This window comes from Chryseobacterium sp. C39-AII1, assembly GCF_039672645.1.
Classification (GTDB): Bacteria; Bacteroidota; Bacteroidia; order Flavobacteriales; family Weeksellaceae; genus Chryseobacterium.
The window spans coordinates 539,169-558,023 of sequence record NZ_JBDFPQ010000001.1 but is presented as its reverse complement, the minus strand read 5'-3'; the positions used below and the strand labels follow the sequence as shown (position 1 = coordinate 558,023).

At 38.1% G+C, this 18,855-nt stretch carries 20 protein-coding genes; 4 read left to right on the top strand and 16 right to left on the bottom strand.

The window, feature by feature from the left end:
* Nucleotides 1-1,037: 1,037 nt before the first annotated feature.
* The 4 genes from ABEG63_RS02310 to ABEG63_RS02295 all read left to right on the top strand — a co-directional run bounded on the left by ABEG63_RS02310 (nucleotide 1,038) and on the right by ABEG63_RS02295 (nucleotide 2,975).
* The gene (locus ABEG63_RS02310) at nucleotides 1,038-2,072 is read left to right on the top strand and encodes an SDR family NAD(P)-dependent oxidoreductase (RefSeq protein WP_346582668.1); all 1,035 of its coding nucleotides are present in this window, start codon (nucleotides 1,038-1,040) and stop codon (nucleotides 2,070-2,072) included.
* A gap of 122 nt (nucleotides 2,073-2,194) precedes the next feature.
* Nucleotides 2,195-2,539 carry a hypothetical protein gene (locus ABEG63_RS02305; RefSeq protein WP_346582667.1) on the top strand — a complete coding sequence of 115 codons (345 nt, stop codon included), beginning with the start codon at nucleotides 2,195-2,197 and terminating at the stop codon, nucleotides 2,537-2,539.
* Between the two features lie 14 nt (nucleotides 2,540-2,553).
* Nucleotides 2,554-2,874, top strand: coding sequence for a hypothetical protein (locus ABEG63_RS02300; RefSeq protein WP_346582665.1), 321 nt, complete (start codon nucleotides 2,554-2,556; stop codon nucleotides 2,872-2,874).
* 29 nt (nucleotides 2,875-2,903) lie between these two features.
* Complete coding sequence (locus tag ABEG63_RS02295; RefSeq protein ID WP_346582833.1) at nucleotides 2,904-2,975, top strand: hypothetical protein; 72 nt, start codon at nucleotides 2,904-2,906, stop codon at nucleotides 2,973-2,975.
* A 610-nt stretch (nucleotides 2,976-3,585) separates the two neighbouring features.
* Here ABEG63_RS02295 and ABEG63_RS02290 read toward each other — a convergent pair.
* The 16 genes from ABEG63_RS02290 to ABEG63_RS02215 form a co-directional block, all read right to left on the bottom strand.
* Nucleotides 3,586-3,906: a MazG-like protein gene (locus ABEG63_RS02290; protein WP_346582663.1), complete on the bottom strand. Its 321-nt coding sequence runs from the start codon at nucleotides 3,904-3,906 to the stop codon at nucleotides 3,586-3,588.
* 11 nt (nucleotides 3,907-3,917) lie between these two features.
* On the bottom strand, nucleotides 3,918-4,253 hold the full coding sequence (locus tag ABEG63_RS02285) for a nuclear transport factor 2 family protein (RefSeq protein ID WP_346582662.1): 336 nt from the start codon (nucleotides 4,251-4,253) through the stop codon (nucleotides 3,918-3,920).
* A gap of 212 nt (nucleotides 4,254-4,465) precedes the next feature.
* Nucleotides 4,466-5,194: an SDR family NAD(P)-dependent oxidoreductase gene (locus tag ABEG63_RS02280; RefSeq protein WP_346582660.1), complete on the bottom strand. Its 729-nt coding sequence runs from the start codon at nucleotides 5,192-5,194 to the stop codon at nucleotides 4,466-4,468.
* A complete protein-coding gene (locus ABEG63_RS02275) occupies nucleotides 5,184-5,654 on the bottom strand; it encodes a nuclear transport factor 2 family protein (protein WP_346582658.1) in 471 nt (156 codons plus the stop codon). Before ABEG63_RS02275 ends, ABEG63_RS02280 begins: the two co-directional genes overlap by 11 nt.
* A 28-nt stretch (nucleotides 5,655-5,682) precedes the next feature.
* The gene (locus tag ABEG63_RS02270) at nucleotides 5,683-6,684 is read right to left on the bottom strand and encodes a saccharopine dehydrogenase NADP-binding domain-containing protein (protein ID WP_346582656.1); all 1,002 of its coding nucleotides are present in this window, start codon (nucleotides 6,682-6,684) and stop codon (nucleotides 5,683-5,685) included.
* Nucleotides 6,685-6,814: 130 nt separating this feature from the next.
* Nucleotides 6,815-7,600 carry an SDR family oxidoreductase gene (locus ABEG63_RS02265; protein WP_346582655.1) on the bottom strand — a complete coding sequence of 262 codons (786 nt, stop codon included), beginning with the start codon at nucleotides 7,598-7,600 and terminating at the stop codon, nucleotides 6,815-6,817.
* Nucleotides 7,601-7,746: 146 nt separating this feature from the next.
* On the bottom strand, nucleotides 7,747-8,538 hold the full coding sequence (locus tag ABEG63_RS02260) for an SDR family oxidoreductase (RefSeq protein ID WP_346582653.1): 792 nt from the start codon (nucleotides 8,536-8,538) through the stop codon (nucleotides 7,747-7,749).
* A 22-nt stretch (nucleotides 8,539-8,560) separates the two neighbouring features.
* The gene (locus ABEG63_RS02255; RefSeq protein WP_346582652.1) at nucleotides 8,561-9,985 is read right to left on the bottom strand and encodes a TolC family protein; all 1,425 of its coding nucleotides are present in this window, start codon (nucleotides 9,983-9,985) and stop codon (nucleotides 8,561-8,563) included.
* 10 nt (nucleotides 9,986-9,995) lie between these two features.
* On the bottom strand, nucleotides 9,996-13,157 hold the full coding sequence (locus tag ABEG63_RS02250) for an efflux RND transporter permease subunit (RefSeq protein ID WP_346582650.1): 3,162 nt from the start codon (nucleotides 13,155-13,157) through the stop codon (nucleotides 9,996-9,998).
* A gap of 4 nt (nucleotides 13,158-13,161) precedes the next feature.
* Nucleotides 13,162-14,304, bottom strand: a complete 1,143-nt coding sequence (locus tag ABEG63_RS02245; protein WP_346582648.1) for an efflux RND transporter periplasmic adaptor subunit — start codon at nucleotides 14,302-14,304, stop codon at nucleotides 13,162-13,164.
* A gap of 106 nt (nucleotides 14,305-14,410) precedes the next feature.
* Nucleotides 14,411-15,013, bottom strand: coding sequence for a TetR/AcrR family transcriptional regulator (locus ABEG63_RS02240; RefSeq protein ID WP_346582646.1), 603 nt, complete (start codon nucleotides 15,011-15,013; stop codon nucleotides 14,411-14,413).
* 107 nt (nucleotides 15,014-15,120) lie between these two features.
* Nucleotides 15,121-15,927, bottom strand: coding sequence for a helix-turn-helix domain-containing protein (locus ABEG63_RS02235; RefSeq protein ID WP_346582644.1), 807 nt, complete (start codon nucleotides 15,925-15,927; stop codon nucleotides 15,121-15,123).
* 194 nt (nucleotides 15,928-16,121) lie between these two features.
* Complete coding sequence (locus ABEG63_RS02230; protein WP_346582642.1) at nucleotides 16,122-16,907, bottom strand: SDR family oxidoreductase; 786 nt, start codon at nucleotides 16,905-16,907, stop codon at nucleotides 16,122-16,124.
* Between the two features lie 59 nt (nucleotides 16,908-16,966).
* Nucleotides 16,967-17,584, bottom strand: coding sequence for a hypothetical protein (locus tag ABEG63_RS02225; protein WP_346582641.1), 618 nt, complete (start codon nucleotides 17,582-17,584; stop codon nucleotides 16,967-16,969).
* Nucleotides 17,585-17,620: 36 nt separating this feature from the next.
* On the bottom strand, nucleotides 17,621-18,199 hold the full coding sequence (locus tag ABEG63_RS02220; RefSeq protein ID WP_346582639.1) for a TetR/AcrR family transcriptional regulator: 579 nt from the start codon (nucleotides 18,197-18,199) through the stop codon (nucleotides 17,621-17,623).
* 52 nt (nucleotides 18,200-18,251) lie between these two features.
* A complete protein-coding gene (locus ABEG63_RS02215; RefSeq protein WP_346582637.1) occupies nucleotides 18,252-18,854 on the bottom strand; it encodes a Crp/Fnr family transcriptional regulator in 603 nt (200 codons plus the stop codon).
* Nucleotide 18,855 lies beyond the last annotated feature (1 nt).

The following is an 18,855-nucleotide window of genomic DNA, read 5'->3' as shown; positions in this document are numbered from 1 at the left end:
AATCTAGCAGTTGTCTCCTGCCGAAAAATATATTCTAAGGCGTTGCAAGAATTTATTACAGCACCATGTGAAAGCAATAAATCTTCACAAATAACCATAATATGTTTTAAAAGATTGCTTAAATATAAGACATATAGCTGAAAATGATGAACTACTAATTGATCTATGACTCCAAACATTTAACAAAGTAATTTCTTATTGCAAGCATATAGGAATCGTTTTTATGAATTAATATCTTTAGTGCTAAAATAAATTTCCAGTTTATCGATTAATTGTCCCCAATTTCTAGTTTTTCATATTTAGAAAAAAAGCTTGAATAATTACCAATATTATAGCGAAATATGGAGCTTCTTTTTTTACAAATAGTTAGCTTATCTCTTTTGATTATTATCCTGGATAATTTTAATAATAAATTTTTCTATTCTCGATCTTAACAATTTTCTCAAGCTCCATCTTTTTAAAGGTTCGAATGACTGTTTCGACGCGTAACCCTGTGAATGCAGCTAATTCCTGTCTCGTAAAAGGAATTTCGAAAGAATATTTTTCGCTATTGCATCAAAACTTTTGTAATAGCTCATAATACCTATAAGCCTAATTTCAGGGTTTATTCTATGGATGAGGATAAAGCTAAGGAGATTGAAAATGGTCTTCGGGAAGATATTAGTCTAACTTTCCGAAAGCCCTATCCACAAGAATCTGAGATTGGATTGCCTAGACAGAAAATGAAAACAAAATTAAAGTAGTGGTCAAATGCTCTCATAGATTTATCAGAATTTTCTATTTATCCAAAAGAAATTACTAAGAAAATTTTCATCGACGTAATGTCTACTAGATCCCACTTCCAGATCCCATTAACCACATCTTTATCGCATTATTGAGATGATCATTGGAAACGGTGGGTAATACAGTAGTCAAAAACTTATCATCTCGTCGTGCTGCTAATTATTGCAACCTATAAACAAAGTAAAACACGCCTTATAAACAAAGTTGACCTTTGCATACCGAGCTAAATTTGTCTTAACAAAAAAAGATTTAATATGTCAAATAACAATTATCAAGGGGTATTACAGCAACCTATCAACTCAGGATTTGATGGTTCTTCAACTTCAACGGAAGTGATCAAAGGAATTGATCTGACCGGGAAAATCGCTATCGTCACTGGTGGCTACGCAGGAATTGGATTAGAAACCGTCAAAGCATTGGTATCAGTAGGAGCAACAGTGATCGTCCCGGCAAGAGATACAGAAAAAGCCAAAAATAATCTGGCAGGGATTGCTAATGTGGAGTTGGAAACAATGGATCTGATGGATCCCGCTTCCATAGATTCATTCGCAGAGAAATTTATCGCATCCGAAAGACCATTGAATCTTCTTATCAACAATGCCGGAATTATGTGGGTACCGCTGCAAAGGGACAGTCGTGGTTATGAATCCCAATTATCGACCAATCATCTCGGTCATTTCCAATTGACATCCAAACTATGGAAAGCTCTGGTTAAAGCCGAGGGCGCAAGAGTGATCAATGTTTCTTCCTGGGGACACCATTATTCGAAGTTCAATTTTGAAGATCCAAACTTTGAAAACCGTGAGTACGAAAGCTTGATGGGCTATGGTCAGTCCAAGACCGCCAATATCCTTTTCTCGGTAGAACTGGATAACAGAGGTAAGGATTTCGGTGTAAGAGCTTATTCATTACATCCCGGAGCCATTGTAGAAACAGATCTGAAAAGACATCTTACAGATGAACAACTTTCCGCATTAGGGGTTTATGATGAGAATGGAAATGTCGTGAGAGATGCATTGAAAGGATTAAAAACAATTGCTCAAGGTGCTTCTACAACCGTTTGGGCAGCAACCAGCCCCGATCTAAATGAAATAGGCGGTGTGTACTGCGAAAATAATAATATCGCTGACGTAGACCACACTATTGATGAGAGCCCAGAAAATTTTGCAGATAGAATGACGGATATCAAAAAATTATCAGGTGTCGTAGATTATGCCCTGGATGAAGCATCGGCAAAGAAGCTGTGGATACTGAGCGAGAATTTAACAGGCGTCAGATTCACAATGTAACAGATTCTAGAGAGGTACCACAAAAGTTGAAATAAAATCATATCAGGGCAGAAAATGCTCTGGTATGTTTTTCGTAAATTTGATAGATGTAAGTTTTATGGCAGAAAAAAAACAAAACAAAAATGCTGGTTCTTGCCTGCATAGAGGAAAAATATTTCAAGGACGAAATTGTTCTGGAACACCATTCTTTTGTAAAGATCATCTCAGATGAGATGAAGATCATTCTCGCAGACCAAACACACACTTTTGGAGCCGGAGATATGCTGCTGTTTCCCAGAAATCAATTATGTACGCTGATCAAATATCCTAAGGACGGCAGAAACTACAGATCTGTGGTGATGACGCTGACTACCGAGCGGCTGAAGACTTTTTTCACAAAAAATCCCATCAGATCAGCAGAACAGCATCAGCAGAAGATCCTCACTTTTCAAAAAAATCCTTTGCTGCACAGTTTCTTTCCTCACTAATACCGTAGTTTGAATTGGAAAGTGAACTCTCGGAAAAAATCACCGCCTTAAAAATAGAAGAAATACTGATCATTCTTCGGAGCATCAATCAAAATATAGACGGTATTCTGTTTGATTTGTCAGAACCCAGGAAAATTAGTATTGCAGATTTTATGGAAAAGAATTTTATATTCAATATGGCGATTGAAAAATTTGCGTACCTCACAGGCAGAAGTCTTACGACCTTTAAAAAGGACTTTAGGATCGCTATTAAAACCACGTCACAAAAATGGCTGACGCAGAAACGTTTGGAGCTGGCATATTATGAGTTGAGCGAGAAAAAAGAAAGCCTGTAGATGTGTATTATGAAACAGGATTCGAAAACATGTCGCACTTTTCGTTTGCCTTTAAAAAATATTTTGGACATTCGCCGACGGATGTCATCAACCGGAAATAACAATTGATCTTGATTTCAATTAAAATACTGCAATTATACAAGACAAAGCTTTAATATTACAAGCTATAAAAGATAATTTCAGCTCATATTTGTATATGAAAAAAATACAAACAACAAGTCTGTTCTTTATCATTATCCTTCAAAGTTTACTGCCGGAAAAATCTCAGCAGATAAAATACGACGATGAACTTTTGCAAAAAATAAGATCCGCTTGCGAAATCTTCTCCATAGCCATAACAAAAAGTAAAATGCCTAAAATTGCTTTCTTTATAAATAATTATAAAGAAAGCATATTCCTTACATATATAATGTCAGCATCGTACATTCGATTGTTCCCAATTTCACAATAGAGTGCGAACATCCTTTTCAAGCTTCTAGCTCGTTATATCGCAGCTTACACGACATTAAACTATAGCTAAATGTCTAGTTTAAAAAGGAAGCCACATAGATATTTTCAAAAATGAAACCAGGCAGCTTTGAAAAAGGAATGCAGTGTTCATTAGTTTAGACATTAGTAACGCAAACTCTCAAGTTATAAAATATCAGTTACAGCTTCCAACATTAAATAAGGTATGGCATCGGATATTAAATACATTTACTTTGTTCCATATTACTCAAGTATAGAGTTGGTCTTTTTCATAAAGTTATTCACCGCATCCTTAATATTAATCCCGGATCTTTCAGCCAATATAACCAGCCACCAAATATTCTCACCTAGTTTATGCTCCAGTTCCTGCTGCGCCCCTTGCTTTGGCCAGCGTTTTTGTTCAGACATAATATTTCTTCCTATCAATCCTGCATCAGTAAGATATGCCAATGCATCTTCTTCAACCGTCCATTCGCTACCATGATGTATTCTTTCCAGCTGATGGTACTTTTCTCTTATTTTTAAAGATTGATCGATGAGATCATCAATTTTTTCTATATTCATTTTATATAATATTAAATTAGATCTGCTTTAACATAGATAATTTTACCGTCCTTAAGTTTAAAGTCAAAAGTTCCACCTACTCTTCCTTCAGGGAACTCGCCGGTAAATTCCACCTCCAGATGTATATTCTCAGCATCCCCGGTAATAAGTTGAACTTGTCTTGTCTGCGTGTGATAACCGATAAAATAATTAGTGAAATATTCCTTAACACCAGTACGTCCCTCGAATTTTCTACCTACCGAAGGATCGTCCAAGATGACCTCCTCCGAGTAAAAACTAAGGTACTTGGTCGTGTCGAAGGCATTGCTTGCAGATAACCATTCTGTAATAAACTTTTGTATATCCATTTTTTGTATAATATTTTAATGCTCTTTTTAATTTTGAATCTATTTCATGACAAAGGTCTAATAACTTTAACAATTAAAACTCGCCAAAATGGAACATTCTGTTGCCATTTTGACCATTGGTAATATTTTTACAGTTCTAAATCAGGTACGTACATGTACACAAAAATATTCTTTCTCTACTATTTTGTTATCACTCTCTCCGATGCAATATTTTACCATGGCAGCTCACCGTCCGGCCCAAAAAAAAGGCCACTTGAAGTGATATCTGCATACAAGGCATATTTTACAATCAGCTCGGCAGCGCTTTCGGGAGTAGCAGTTCCTGTATTACTATTCAAATCAGTTTTAATGTGCCCAGGTTCAATGGCAATTACAGGTATTCCGAAAGGTTTTAGCTCTTTCGAATATGCCAACATCAAAGCGTTAAGTGCAGTCTTTGAACTGGAGTATCCCGCATAGTTGACCTGTCCGTAAATTGTATTTTCATCTCGTGAAAGCGTCAGTGATCCTACAATACTGCTGACCATAATAATGCTTGCGCGTTCTGACCTCTTTAGCAATGGCAGTAATTGTTGGGTAACGCGGATAGGACCAAAAGTATTGGTTTCATATTGTTCTCTTATAGCGTTTATGGATTCAGCGCTTGGTGATAAGGACAGATTTGCTGCAAACCCCGCATTATTGATAAGGACATCCAATTTACCAGCCTCCCTATCCAGGACAGCGGCGGCTTTTGTTACACTGGCATCATCAGCTATGTCCATTTGTATAAGATGAGCATCAAAATTATTTGCTTTCAATTCTTGGTAGGCATGCTGCCCCCTTTCCAAGCTTCGCACACCCATCCAAACCTGATATCCTTTTTCAGCCAATAATCGGCTGGTTGCAAGACCGATTCCTTTGTTGGCACCGGTGACTAATGCAGTTTTTTTATTTTCCACTCTTTTCAATTGTTTGCAGGTCAATGGAATTTGGTGTGGCGTGGTGGGAAAGATCTCCGACCAATGTAATAATAAGCTCCCTAACCGAAAACTCCCATTTTCCTTCCACATATTTAAATAAATCATGGTAACGTCCTCCAGCAATTGCTTGTAACGGAAATCCTCTTTCTGGATCAACTTGCATAATCGTGAGATATGATACTGCAGAAGCCTTATTCTTTTCCTCTTGAATATCCAAAACCGTGTTGGTCGTTATGTGGGCCGTTCTAAGCGTTCCGTCTGCATAGACCTGTAAATTCTTGCTCAACTGACTCGCCACACCATCTTTGCCTTCCATTACAGTTCCAGGAGAAATAATTTTGCCGTTGGCAAATAATTCTCCAACCTGATCAAATTTGGCCTGATCCAAATAATGCGTATACTGCGCAATCAGGTTTAGGATTTGTTGTTCGCTGCTCATTGTATAATATTTTAGATTTTGTTTTATCTTAGGAATTAATATCTATTAGGTATGTATCCGGAATATCATAAATGATGTCCTCTCCATAGGATGATCCAGGTGATTGGTAACCTATCTTAAAATCATCATTCAAAATGCGGTTTGCGACTGCTACAACGGAAAGTGGCGTTAGGTCATATCCGGACGGGGCATCAACATAAGCTCTGACAACTTTGCCGTCTTTGCCAGTTACCTCAGCTGAAATACCATTCCTCCCTGATGAACGTTCCTCCATCGTCGGTCCGTCGGGAAGATTTTCCGGAAGAAGATTCGGGAGCTCTGTGGCTGGAAGCTTCAACGAGAAAAACTCCTCAATATTAGGTATTTTTGTAGATTTATAACTTAGGATGATTCCGCCTAAAGGCGTTGGCATGCACTCAATATTTTCGTTTCCAAATGAAAAAATCTTCGGGTTTGGATTCGGGTTTTCTTCAACAGCTCCATTCTTGCGGATTAGTGATCCCAGATCTGCGATATTTTTGCTGCTTAAAACCGAACCTCTTGAGAATCCTCCATAATGCCGAAATCCAACTTTTAAAAATTCGGGTTGCTCGACCAACTTTGATAAATGAACCACGAGTGCATCATAGCTTACAAAAAGACCTGCGCCGGACATCAGCTGTAGGCCTGCTGCCTGAGCTTCGTCATCCAGCGATTCCGCCAAAAGGTAGGTGTCCAGCTCTGCGCTTATGTCCAGATAATGTACTCCATTTTTGAGACATGCGCTCATCGCCTGCTCGGCCGTAAACTTGAATGGCCCGGCAGCGTTTACGAGAACTTTTTTATCCGTCAACGCTTCCTGCCAACCTTTTTCGTCATCTACGCTGAAAACATAATACGGAACCGATAGTTCTTGTGCCAATTCTTTTATTGTATCCAGATCACGCCCTGCGATCTCAAAATCAATATTTAATTGTTTCGCCCTGGCTGCAATAATTTTTCCGGTGTATCCGGCTGCACCATACAGGAGCATTTTTTTATTTTTTCCCATTTTTTACTTATTAAAATTTTACAGTATTGATCAGTATAATTCATCAATTCAATACCACTAGTTTTGTTAAAAAATTACAATAGGTAGTTAGTAAATCCCACTACCCATTGTTTTTTATATAACAATCTTTTTACAGCGACGGATTAGTACCACCATCGATAATATAATTGACACCGGTAATGTAGGAAGCCCTCGGAGATACCAGAAATCCTACCAGCTCAGCAATTTCCTCCGGAAGAGCCATTCTGCCCATTGGAATTCCCCCAAGATCCCTCATTAAATTCTGTGTAACTTCATCCACACTTAAACCAGAGGTATCAGATAAAGATTGCAGATAAGCATCCATCGTATCTGTTTTTACCATCCCTGGCGATACCGTAGCGACACGAATACCTTGTGGTGTATACTCCTTTGACAAGCTTTTGCTATAGTTGTTGATGGCAGCTTTTGCCACTGCATATGCTCCTAATGATTCATATACAGGAATTGCTCCGGTTAAAGATGAAATATGAATAATGACCCCTTCTTTTTTCTCTACCATTTGGGGCAATACTTCTCTATCGATTCGTACAGAAGACTGAAGATTTAATTGAAGATCATTCTCCCAATGCAGGTCTGTAAGAGCTCCAAATCCGCCTGAAGGACTCGTGGAGCCACCCATGTTATTCACCAGGATATCAATCGTCCCAAATTTCTGATTGATTTCACTGACCACTTTCAGTGTATCATCGGGAATTGTTAAATCTGCTGCAATGAAATGATGCTTCAGGTTTTTCTCTCCCGGATGAGTACGGGCAGTTACGATAACAAAAGCTCCTGCATCAAACAATCTGTCAGCGATTGCTTTACCAATCCCTTTAGTTCCTCCGGTTACTAACGCTATCTTACCGGATAGCTCTTTTTGTAAATTCTCCATAAAAAATTAAATTATATTGAAACAAAAGTTTCAAATTTGATTAAAAAATATATTATTCATAAAATAAGATAAACAGGGTCTGTTCTTCAAATTCATTGAAGAATGACCTATGATTGGAACTCTGCTCCATACGCAGTTGATCTGCTTTAAACAGGACCAAATGCGCTACCCTGCCCTCCATCCACTGCGATAACCTGCCCGTTAACATAGGAGCAATCATCACTGAGAAGAAACGTCACGAGCTTCGCTACCTCACCTGGCATTCCCAAACGTCTGGTAGGGTTTCTTTTAGAAGCTTCTATTTCTGCAATTTTCGGGTTTTCGGGATTCATTATTCGGAAAGCCTCAGCAACCATAGGTGTGTAAATAAAACCGGGTGCAATGGCATTAGTAATAATTCCATCTTTAGCATATTCGATAGCCGCAACTTTGGTGAGGCCGGCTACTGCATGTTTTGTTGCGACATAAGCTGCCCTATCAACAACCCCATGTATTCCAGCGACAGATGACACATTCACAATCCTGCCATATCCTTGTTTTTTCATGACAGGTATGACGTATCGCAGTCCATATTGAATTCCCATCAGATTGATTCCTACCACCTTCTCAAATAGCTCAGAATCGTAATCTATTAATTTCGTCTGCCCCCCTTCTATTCCTGCATTGTTATAAAACCCGTCAATTCTTCCAAAAGCAGTTAATGCTTCATTGACGTAATTTTCCACCGCTGTTTCATCTGAAACATCAGCAATGATAGAGATGACCTTCACGTTTGGAAACGATTCAATCACTTCAGCTTTGGCTTTATCCAGCGCAACTGCATTTACATCGACCATGACCAAGTTTGCTCCTTGCGAAGCAGCTTCAATTGCCGCCGCAAGGCCTAGACCCATTGCTGCACCTGTAATCAGGATTGCTTTTTCATTTAATGTACTCATAATTTTATTCGTTAGTATGTAGTTATTTCCAGCCTCCACCAATTGCGCGGTAGAGTTCAACAGATGCATCCAGTTGTGCGCGTTTTATTTCCGCAGATTGCAGTTGGCTTTGAAGGACATTCGCTTGTGCAGTAATCACTTCAAGATAATTAGCCATGCCGTTCTTAAACAGCATATCAGCATTGCCTACGGCATTTTGTAAGATCTTAGACCTTTTATCAACTTCAAACTGTTCTTCATTTAACTTGTCAATTTTTATTAATGCTCCAGATACTTCGCCTACGGCAACTAATATTTTACGACGGAAAACAATAACAGCCTTCTCCTGTTCTATTTTTGCTAATTCGTATTGTGTCTTAAGCTTGCGTTTCTGAAAAATAGGCTGCGTTACGCCACCTAAAAGATTTCCGAAAAGGGCGGAAGGTATGTTAAACCAGTTGGACGTTTGAAACGAGTTGGTACCTCCTTGAGCGGTAATGGTCAGTGCCGGATACATATTTGCTTTCTTTATACCTAAGAGCGCATTGGCTCTCAGAATTTCTAATTCTGCCTGCTTAACATCCGGACGCATGCCCAACAAAGACGAAGGAATGCCTGACCTAATAGCTTCAAGTGGGAACATGTTCTCTATTGAGCTAGCACGCTTAACTGACCCGGGCATTTTACCAAGTAATAGATTGATGGCATTTTCCTGTATTAAAATCTCTTGTTCAAATTTAGGCACAAGCGAGGCAGCAGTAGATTTTTGTGCATCAGCTTGCTGTACCGCTAAAGAATTCACATGGCCGGCTTCAAATTGAAGTTTGATCATCTTCAAAGTATGGCTGTTCAGTTCTTCATTTTTTTTTGCAATTCGCAGTTTTTCATCAAGCAGAAGTAAATTATAATATCCCTGTGCCACTTCTGAGATCAACTGTGTCTGTATGGCTTTTTTTACTTCCTCAGTTTGCAAAAATGCAGCTAATGATTCTTCTTTCTGATTTCTCACCTTACCCCATATATCAATTTCCCACGAAATGCCTACCGAAGCTGTGTAGTCTTCTACGTGTCTTTTTCCTAGGAACTGACTGAGTGTGAGACCATCAAGACTGTTGTCGGACGGACGGTTTGAAGAACCTGTTATTCCAAGGCTGATACTTGGTAAATAACCAAGCTTTGACTGTTTAAGCATTTGATTGGCAGCATCCATATTTTTTATTGCCACCTTCAGGTCAAGATTATTGTACACCGCAGAATCTAAAAGAGCCTTGAGGTGTATTTCTTTAAAGTTTTCTCTCCACGGCATAACATTTACCTCTGTAGAATCCGTTTCACCACTACTCCGATATTTTTCCGGAAATGTGATATCCGGCTGCAAAGGATCTACTGACACTTTACAAGAGTTGACTATGAGCAGAGAGCAAGCAAGTATAAAGCTTGCTAAGACTCGTTTATATATAAGTATCATATCTCAAAAGTTATTTTGTGAGGTTATTTCTCAAATCATCTACTTTCTTTCCACTAATACGTTCCTGTAAATTTTGGAAAATCACATAAAGAACTGGGATAATCAGGACACCCAATAAAACGCCTGTAAGCATACCGCCTATTGCACCAATACTAATAGATTGGTTTCCCTGCGCAGATGGTCCAGTGGCAAATACCATGGGAATAAGACCAATAATAAATGCCAGTGATGTCATGATAATCGGTCTGATTCGAGATCTTGCAGCCTCAATAGCAGATGAGGTTATAGACATTCCTGCACTCCTTCTTTGTGAAGCAAATTCGACAATCAGGATTGCATTTTTCGCCAGCAATCCTATCAGCATGATAAGAGCAATCTGTACGTAGATGTTATTATCAATTCCCGCTACGCCAATGGTCACGAAAACCCCAAGTATTCCAGTCGGTATGGATAAGATAACTGCTAACGGTAGTACAAAACTTTCATATTGAGCTGCAAGAAGAAAATAAACAAACACCACACAAAGCAGAAAAATAATCAGAGATTGACCTCCTGAAGAGATTTCTTCCTTTGTAATACCGGAAAATTCATATCCGTAACCTGCTGGAAGCTTTTTGTCAGCAACTTCAGTAATGGCTCTAATCGCATCACCAGTACTAAATCCTGGCTTAGGTATGGCATTGATTTGCATCGAATTAAAAAGATTGTATCTTGAGGCGGTCTCAGGTCCAAAGGATCTTTTCATACTTACTAAAGTATTTATGGGAACAGACTCACCTGCCTTATTTTTCACAAACACGCCATCTAGAGATGACAAATCATTTCTATAGTGAATGTCCGCCTGAAGCATAACGCGATAATATTTACCGAATCTGTTGAAGTCTGATGCCTGCATGCCGCCAAATGTTGCTTGCATCGTTTTCAGTATATCGCTTGTACTCACCTGCAGTAGCTCAGCTTTTTCATCATCAATTTTTAATTCATATTGAGGGTAGTTTGCCTGAAATGTACTGAAGGCCACTGCAATTTCTGGACGCTTCATCAATTCACTGATAAATTCCTGCCCTACCGTTCCGAGCTTATTCAAATCTCCCGAACCTGATTTGTCCTGCAACACCAAATCCAGTCCTTCAACATTGCCGAAACCGGGAACCGTGGGAAATGTAAACACAAAGAATTCAGCATTTTTAATCACAGATAACTTATTTTGAATAATCGTGACAATTTCATTGATATCTTGAACATCACCCCTGTCTTTTTTAGGTTTGAGTAAGACGAATGTAATATTATGTGACGGGCTGTTAGTTTGCGTAAGAAGATTTAAGCCACTGGTAATACTTAAGACCCGTAGATAAGGTTCGTTGAGTAAAGCTTTTTCCGTTTCTTTCGAAACTTCAACATTTCTTTCTAAAGACGCACCAGGCGGAAGAGAAACTGCTACTGCAATAAATCCTTGATCCTCAGAAGGGATAAATCCTTTCTTACTTTTATCCATGAGAACAACAGTCAAGGTTATTATTACACATAAGCCTGCGATACTCCACCATTTATTCTTGATCAGAAAAGAAAGACCTCTTGTGTATCTTCGTGTCATCCTATCGAATGACCCATTAAAACCTCTAAAAAATCTTCCTGCAAAACCTTTCTTGTTATTGTCGGCCTCTTCAACGTGAACATTTTTTAGAAATAGAGCTGCAAGGGCTGGAGTCAGAGTCAGCGCATTAACAGCAGATATGACAATTGCTATGGCCATTGTAAAGGCAAATTGCTGGTAAAAGACACCCGTTGACCCTTTTAAAAAACCTACAGGTAAAAATACCGCAGCCATGATCAGTGTAATAGAAACTATAGCCCCACTGATTTCACTCATCGCTTTCATCGTTGCACTTTTTGCATCCAGATGGTCTTTTTCCATTTTACCATGCACTGCTTCCACAACCACGATTGCATCATCTACAACAATACCAATCGCAAGTACCAATGCAAATAACGTGAGTAAGTTGATGCTGAATCCAAAAATATACATAAAGAAGAATGTCCCGATAATAGCGACCGGTACTGCAATTGCCGGAATCAATGTTGAACGAAAATTCTGCAGAAATAAATATACTACGATAAATACCAATAAAAACGCCTCGATCAATGTATGAATTACTTGAGTAATTGACTCATCTAAGGTTTCTTTTGTACTGTACAAAACGAGATACTTCACCTCTTTCGGAAAGCTTTTTGCCTTCCTGTCCATAATTTTCTTGATTTCAACTTGAATATCATTGGCATTTGATCCTGCCTGCTGGAAAATTCCAATCATAAAGCCAGGCTTCCCATTAATTGATGTGTGGCTGCCATAAGTAGATGCGCCAAACTCGACCCTTGCAACATCCTTAAGACGCAGTACTGAACCGCCAGCATCTGAACGGATGATCATATTTTCATAATCTTCCGGTCTATTTAATTTCCCTTTGTATTTTATAATATATTCAAAAGATTCAGTACTGCTCTCACCAAGTCTTCCTGGCGCAGCCTCCAAATTTTTATCTTGGATAACAGCCATTAATTCATTAGTAGTCAAATTATAATTAGCCATTTTCTGTGGATTTAGCCAAATCCTCATTGAATAATCCTTATTGCCCCCTGTGACGATCGCTGAACCTACTCCAGGAATACGCTTGATTTCAGGTATAATATTGATCTGAGCATAGTTAACTAAAAAAGTTTCATCATATTTTTCTGCATCTTCAGAATACAGGTCAATGGACATAATATTGCTGTTTTGCTGCTTGACAGTGGTAATACCTTGCTGCAAAACTTCGGGAGGAAGCTGGCTTTGAGCCTGTGAAACACGGTTTTGAACATTTACAGCTGCTTGATCAGGATCAGTCCCTAATTTAAAGAAAACGGTCAGCACAAGGCTGCCATCATTACTTGCAGTGGAATTCATATACACCATATCCTCTACTCCATTGACGGCCTCTTCCAAAGAAGGCGCTACCGATCTAAGCAATGTTTCAGCGTTAGCACCTGGATAGACCGCAGTTACCTGCACAGCAGGCGGTGCGATATCTGGAAACATTTGCAATGAAAGTTGGCTCAAACCGAGGACTCCCATAATTACAAGAAGTATCGATATAACTGCGGCCAAAACAGGTCTTTCTACAAATTTTTTTATCATGATATCAATTCATTTTTGTTTTTAGACCGTTCTTTATACTTGACATTACTTGCTGAGGGATAATTTTTTCTCCTTCCTGAATGTTGCCTATGCCTGCAGTAATGATTCTTGTCCCAGAACCAATTCCTTCCTTTACATAAAAGCTATCATCATCCTTTCCTGAGATCTTTATAAGTTGCTTAGAAACCTGATTACTTTTATCCACAACAAAAACAAAAGTTTTATCCTGTATCTCCATTGTCGCAGCTTGCGGAATGACAGCAATGTTTTGATGAAGATGACTAACCCGTATAGTACCTGTATTTCCAGATCTTAAAATTCTATCCGGATTTTGAAAAACAGCCCGCAATGTCACAGACCCGGTATTTTTATTGAATTGGCCATCAACCATATCGATTCGCCCAGCTACAGGGTATGTACTGTCATCACTTAGAATTAAATCTACCGCAGGCATATTCTTTAATTTAGCTTCGATTGATTCTCCAGCATATTGATTTCTGAAGATTATAAAATCCTTTTCACTCATCGAAAAATAGACGTGAACTTTTTGTATGTCTGATAAACTTGTGATTGGCTCTGAGTCCAATGGCGATATTATACTCCCCTTCTTTTTACTTAATCTTCCTAAGTAGCCACTGGCAGGAGCTTTTATTGAAGTGTACCCCAATTCTATTTCCGCAGATCTAACAGTTGCTTCCATCTGTTGCATATTTCCTTTAGCCATTTCTTGTGCAGCTTGCGCAGTCTTTAGCTGGTAAGAGGACACTACATTATTTTTAACCAAAGGAGCCAATTTTTCTACCTCAATGGAAGCACTTCTGTATTGAGCTTGTGCGGCATGTAAACTAGCTTTCGCATTATGAAGTCGCTCTCTATAAGAATAATCATCAATCTTAAACATGAGCTGCCCTTTTTGGACATATTGTCCTTCGTCAATATAAATTGCTCCTAATTTCCCGCTGATCTCGGGACGTATTTCTACATTTGCTGTTCCTTCTATTGAAGAAGGATATTCGCTGTAGGTGGTAGCGGTATCTGTCCTTACTGTTATCACAGGAATATTTTTCAAAAACGTTTGCTGAGTTTTTGGCTCATCGCTACAACTCACCCAGATGGCCGCCATTATTATAAATGATATTATTTTCATACGCTTTAATGGAACTTCTAGTTGCCATCTTGTATTTAATTATTTGATTATTAGTATTTTAAATAAATGATTTGATCTTTATCAATAAAGTTCTCATGTATATCACTTAGCGAATATTAGAGGATAGCTTTATACTTTTAATTGCCTGTTCCACTATCCCCATATTAATTTCTTTGGGTATCTCTTCACAAATGAGATTGATATAAACCAAACCATGTAAGAGTGACCATAACATGAGACAGTACTGAGGAATAAATAGCTCTGATTTTTCACCGCTACCGATGAGTTCTGCGATGATAGTCTGAACTGACGACCCCATGGAAAGTACCTCAGGCATATCTTTACAAAAATTGTAACACTTGCTGCCACTACCAAACATTAGGGTATACAGTTCATGTTCAAATAATGCAAACTCCCAATATGCTGTCGACATAGCGAACAGTTTTTTCTCTGGCTTATTTTCCGTTGCACACGCTTCTTTTATTTTTAAGCACAGTACTAGAAAACCCTTTTTACTGACTTCGTGCAGTATGTGCTCTTTGTTATTGAAATATTCGTAAAGTACCGGCGTCGAGTATTCTATTCTGTCGGCAATTTTGCGCATGCTGACTGCTGTCCATCCATATTGCTTACCTAGTTGTAATGTCGCTTCCAAAATGCATTTGCGCATGTTATCTTTATGCCTGCTAATTCTATCTGTTCTACCCATCGCAAAAGTTTAATAATAAATTTAATAGCGTTAGCAATTTTAACAGTGTAAAGATAAAAACCCAAAAACTCAACTTATTTGCTTAATCAAACAATAAAGTTGCAAAATCAAACTCCCAGTGATTTTCTAAAACCACTGGGAGTGGTATTTACATTTTTCTTAAAAAATTTTATAAAGTGAGCCTTATCTTCAAACCCAAGACACCACGCAATTTCAATAATATAAAAGTCTGTTTCCAGAAGGAGCACCTTCGCTTCTTTGATTATTCTTTCAGCAATAAGTTGACTTGTGGTCTTGTTACAGACGATTTTTAATGATCTGTTGAGATGATTGACATGAACAGATAATCGTGCGGCAAAATCATTGACATGCCTTAAGTTCATCCGTTCATCTGGGCTCTTAATCGGAAATTGTTTTTCCAATAATTCTGTGAAATTTTTTGCTAACCTATTGGAACTATTCGAATCTGTGTGAACTGTTTTTGCAATAGGTCGGATCTTCAATGCATCCAGAATCATTTTTAATGTCTGGTTCCTTAAGTAATCATTCTTATAACTGAAGTCATGAGCAACTTCATCCTCCATCTGCATAAAGATTTGTGCAAAAGAATTCATTTGCTCTTTAGTCAGCTCTATCAACGGAGATGCATCTGAATTAAATAAAGGATAATTATTAAGGTCAACAAACTGTTCAAAAAATTGGACGGGAAATACACATAATTGAGTCGAATACTGAACTCCAAGCGGCTCAAATCGCGCAACCACATTGGGTCTGGAAAAAAGAATTGCATAATCCTTAAACTCAAAAACCTGATCCTCGTAGAACACTTTATTATGACCGTGATGAATACTTATCTTATACAAGCCTTTTTGATTGTAGCTATTACAGTCGAAAGGGTGGTCAGATTTAGCCATTCGAACAACGTTAAACTCATTTAAAATCTTGCGATTGTTACCAAGCGAGAGATTTTTATGACTTATTTCATAGTGTAATGATGAAGAGCTCATTATATTTTTTAATCTAATTGCTATAAAATTTAAATATACTTTACTGTTAAACTAATGCAGATGCTAATATTCTACTTCAGAATTGATCACAGAAGTATGTATTAAAAAGTGGTCGGGATTGTACCCCCATCTATCACGTAGTTAGCTCCAGTGATGTATGTAGCCTTTGGAGATACTAAAAATCCAATTAGATGAGCGATCTCTTCAGGTTTTGCAAGCCTGTTTAGAGGTACACCTCCCATACTATCCATTACCAACTGTGCGGTCTCATCTGCAGTTTTACCAATCGAAGATCCATAGCTTTGAAGAAAACTCTCCATCGCAGTAGTTTTCACCATCCCTGGTGAAACGGTAATAACCCTTACACCTTTCTGTGCAACTTCGTTGGCCAATGCCTTACTATAATTGTTCAAAGCTGCCTTGGAAACTCCGTACGACAAATTTGATGCATAAAGGGGAAGCTTCCCATTGAGCGAGGAAATGTGTATAACAACTCCACTATTACGTTCGATCATCATCGGAACGAGTGCTCTGTCTAGTTTAATAGCTGATAGTAAATTCAACTGTAGGTCATTTTCCCAATCTGAATCGGAGAGAACACTGAAACCTCCCGCGGGTGCTGATGTACCACCTACGTTGTTAATCAGGATATCAAGCTGGCCGTGAGCCTCGATGATTTCTTTTGCTAAATGATCATTGTCTTCAGGCTTGGTTAGATCTGCTGCTATAAAAGTATGCTCCAGAGCTCCCTCTGGTTTGCTTCTTGCCGAAACGATAACTTTAGCGCCCAGACCAGCAAGCTCATCTGCAATTGCTTTTCCAATACCCTTTGTTCCTCCGGTTACTAGGGCTACTTTTCCGGCTAATTCTTTTAATGATTTTTCCATTTTTTTATTGTTATTGATTGTTATTATTGAAACATTTGTTTCAGTTAAGTTTAAAAAAATTATATTTCTTTCTGCACAGGATCGCGAAGGATCGTTTGCAAATTTTCTTGACTTTGCCCTATTTCAAAATTCGTGAGGTGAATTTCATGATGCATGCCCGACTTCTTAAAATTATTTTCGGTTGCAAACTGCTGCAATACCGGAAGTGTCTCCAATTCATCAGCAAAAGGTCCTGTATGTAAAATCTGCACACATTCGCCGGCAGTGTAAGTGAAAAGTTCAAACTCATCATGGAAAGGTAAATCCTGATTTTCCTGAGCAACTTTTTTTATCGTCTCATCTGTGATAAAATCGGGAATGCGAATCACAATGCGATATTGAAGCAGATTCAAATCCACAGTAGTGTAGAAGTTGCCAATATCAACATATCCAACTTTTTCTTCATTGAACCAGTAGAATATTTCCACTATATTGCTCTCAAAATTGTTTTCAGTTTGATGAAAGACACTTGATAAGGCAGCAACAAATTCTTTAATAGCCGACTTTTTCTTGTAAAAAATAGCTGTTCCTGGGCTACCCTTTCCTAAAATTGATAGGTAGCTCGCTTTTCCAATTTCTACCACTTCTGGCTGATCTTTAGCTGTAAAATAGCTTTTGTTTTCTTGTAATATATTCATAATGTAAAACATTTGTTTCAGATTTAGATAAAAAAATTATTGACAAATCTGCTCAATCAGAAAATCACACATCTTTTTGATTCTTGTTTTGTCCTTATGTATGATAAAAGACTCATGCCATCCACTAAAATGGTTGATGATATAATCTGCCAACATCGCCGCATCAGTGGTGGCCTTAATTTCACCTTTCTTTATTGCTCGTTCCACTAAGCCAAATACGAGATTATATGTGAAATCGTTGTCTGACTTTATAATCTTTTGAACCTCCGCATCAGTCGTAGCAACTTCAAAGGTTGTCTTTATCGCCATACAACTGTTCGGTTCATGTGTAATCGTGTATACCGCTGACTGGATATATTTTTCAATAGCTTTAAGCGGAGATTTTATAGGCTCAAGTTGTTTTATAGCATCTTTCATTCGCGATTCAGTATAATGCTTCAAACTCCTGATAAATAATTCATGTTTATCTCCAATCGTATTATAAAGGCTACTGCTATTGATACCCATCGCTTCAGTCAGATCCCTCATCGTGGTACCATTATATCCTGTCTTCCAAAAAACATCCATTGCTTTGGAGATTGCCAGTTGCTCATCAAATTCTACATTTCTTGCCATAATTATACTGCAAAGATAAACATTTTTCTGAAACACCTATTACAGAATTGAATTAATTTTCATTATTATCCTGAATTCTTTTTTTAATTCTACTTAAAGAGGGATTTTTTATTCCTAGAAATGATGCAATGTGAAATGATGCTATTCTTTGCAATATATTAGGATGCTCAGCAAGCAGATTCCGGTACCGCTCTTCATGTGAAAGAAACAAAAGCTCTTCCGTTCTTCCTTGCGAGTGGTTGAAAAAATGTTCTGCGAGAATCCTTCCAAAATGCTCCCAGGATTGATGGTTTTGATAAAGATTCTGCAGTTCTTGATACGGGATATACAAAATCTCAGCATCTTCTAATGCTTCTATATAGTAATTACATGGATACTGATAAATAAAGCTGCGGAAAGAAACGATAAATTGCCCTTCTGAAAAAAAGAATATATTCTTTTCTTCAGCTGTCTGAGGATCATAATAGTATACTCTGAAAATCCCTTTAATTACAATACCCAAGTCTTTACAGACTACGTTTTGCTTGTTATAAAAATTTCCTGCCGCAATAGTGCGCCTTCGCCAGAATGGAAGGCTGATAGTGACATCAGCCTCTGTCAGCCCTGCAAACGGCATTACAATATCTTGCAAAAAGTTTACTAAATCCTTATCCATT